This is a genomic window from Brevundimonas sp. EAKA, assembly GCF_000698025.1.
In the GTDB taxonomy this organism is placed as follows: Bacteria; Pseudomonadota; Alphaproteobacteria; order Caulobacterales; family Caulobacteraceae; genus Brevundimonas; species Brevundimonas mediterranea_A.
Genome location: NZ_JMQR01000229.1, coordinates 1 through 2,146, shown reverse-complemented (window position 1 = coordinate 2,146; position 2,146 = coordinate 1). Strand labels below are relative to the sequence as shown.

Sequence of the window (2,146 nt, the reverse complement as noted above, 5' to 3'; positions counted from 1 at the left end):
CTTCCAGCGCCTCGACCGGCACGGCCAGAATGATCGTAGGACAGGCGGCGGCCGCAGCCAGGTCGGTCAGGGTGGCGTGGCCGTCGCTGTCGGTCGCCGCTGGATCATGGGCGTAGATGTCGAACCAGGGCGACAAATGCCGCGCCGTCAGCCGCCCGAAGGCGCCGAAGCCGATCAGGCCGAGTTTTTCCTTCTCCCCCGTCATCCTCGGGCTTGACCCGAGGACCGGAGGGTCCGCCGCATTGCGTCAGCGGCGGGCGCACAGCCCGATCCGCGCCCGGTCCTCGGGTCAAGCCCGAGGATGACGGGGGTGGGGGTGAAGCGGGTGACGGATTGTGTAGAGGCCGACCTCACAGCGTCTCCATGAACCGCACCGGCCGGCCGTGCGCCGATCCGATCAGTTCGCCGTCCTGCATCACCACCCGGCCGCGCACGAGGGTCGCCATAGGCCAGCCGGTCGCTTCGACGCCGTCGAACGGGGTCCAGCCGCAGCGCGACGCCTGCTGGTCGTGGGTGATGGTGCGCTTCGCCTTCAGGTCCACGATGGTCAGGTCGGCGTCATAGCTGACGGCCATCCGGCCCTTGTTGGCCGTGCCGAACACTCGCTGGGCGCCGGCCGAGGTCAGGTCGATGAACCGTTCCAGGCTGAGCCGGCCCTGGGCCACATGGGTCAGCATCAGGGGCACAAGCGTCTGGACCCCCGGCATGCCGGACGGTGAGGCCGGATAGGGTTTGGCCTTCTCTTCCTTTGTATGCGGCGCATGGTCGGACCCCAGGACGTCGGCGACGCCCTGCTGCATGCCCCACAGCCACAGGGCGTCCACATGCTCCTGCGACCGGATCGGCGGGTTCATCTGGGCATAGGCGCCCAGCCGTTCATAGGCTTCGGGGGCGGCCAGGGTCAGGTGTTGCGGCGTGATCTCGACGGTGGCGACATCCTTGTGGAAGCGCAGGAACTCCATCTCGTCCTTGGTCGTGACGTGCAGGACGTGGATGCGCGCGCCGGTCTCCTGGGCCAGGCCGACCAGGCGACGGGTCGAGCGGATGGCGCTTTCGGCGTCGCGGACCTCGGGGTGGCTGGTCCAGTCGCCGGTGCGGGCCAGGCCGCGCCGCTCGACCAGCCGGTATTCGTCCTCGGAATGGAAGGTGGCGCGGCGGCGCACGTTCGACAGGACCTTGCGCACCCCCTCGTCGTCGGCGATCAGCAGGTCGCCGGTCGAGGCGCCCATGAAGACCTTGACCCCGCAGCAGCCGGGCAGCCGCTCCAACTCGCCCAGATAGTCGGCGTTCTCGTGGGTGCCGCCGACATAGAAGGCGTGGTCGGTCCACATCCGGTCCTTCGCCCTTGCCAGCTTGTCGGCCATGGTGTCCGGGTCGGTGGTGTTGGGATTGGTGTTCGGCATCTCGAACACGGCGACGACCCCGCCCAGGGCGGCGGCGCGTGACCCGGTCTCCAGGTCTTCCTTCCACTCCAGGCCGGGTTCGCGGAAATGGACCTGGGTGTCGATGACGCCGGGCAGGACCGTCAGGCCCGTGGCGTCGAAGGTCTCGCCGGCCGAGGCCTGGGACAGGTCGCCGATGAAGGCGATCTTGCCGTCGATCACCCCGACGTCGGCCCGGCCGCGCCCCGCGTGATTGGCCACCTCGCCGCCACGGACGATCAGGTCATAGGTCTGGGTCATGGGGGCGGCTCCTGAGGCTGGCTATGCGAGCTTCTAGCGGATGCGGCACGGGTCGCGAAACGGCTAAACCTCTCCCTCCCCGGACGGGGAGGGAGATTGTCGTCAGCCCCGTTCCTTCAACAGCCGAACCGACGCCTTCAGCACCCGTTCCCACGGCAGGTCCATCATGTGCTGGATCGCCTGGTTTAGCCGGGGATCCAGCGCCTTGAACTCCTCGAAGCTGCGGGGGCCGCGCACGGCGACGCCGTTCCAGGGGCCGCGCGTCGCCTCGTCGGAGGGGCCGAAGGCGGCCACGACGGGGACGCCCGAGGCGACGGCCAGATGGGTCCAGATCGAGTCCGCGCCGACGTAGAGGCTGGCCTTCGACAGGGCGGCGACGGTCTGGAGCCGGGTGAGTTTGCCCTGGAGTTCGATGACGCGGGCGCGGGGGACGGCGTAGCGGATGGTGTGGGCCGCCTCGCGGT

Annotated in this window: 2 protein-coding genes and 1 pseudogene; all 3 read right to left on the bottom strand. The window is 69.4% G+C overall.

Annotated elements, in window-relative coordinates:
• A pseudogene (locus tag ER13_RS17105) lies at positions 1 to 205 on the bottom strand (prephenate dehydrogenase/arogenate dehydrogenase family protein); the annotation flags it as partial.
• 145 nt (positions 206 to 350) lie between these two features.
• Positions 351 to 1,682, bottom strand: a complete 1,332-nt coding sequence (locus tag ER13_RS17100) for a dihydroorotase (protein ID WP_035311278.1) — start codon at positions 1,680 to 1,682, stop codon at positions 351 to 353.
• A 102-nt stretch (positions 1,683 to 1,784) separates the two neighbouring features.
• Positions 1,785 to 2,146, bottom strand: a 362-nt coding sequence (locus ER13_RS17095; protein WP_035311275.1) for a glycosyltransferase family 9 protein, incomplete at its 5' end; no start/stop codon positions are given.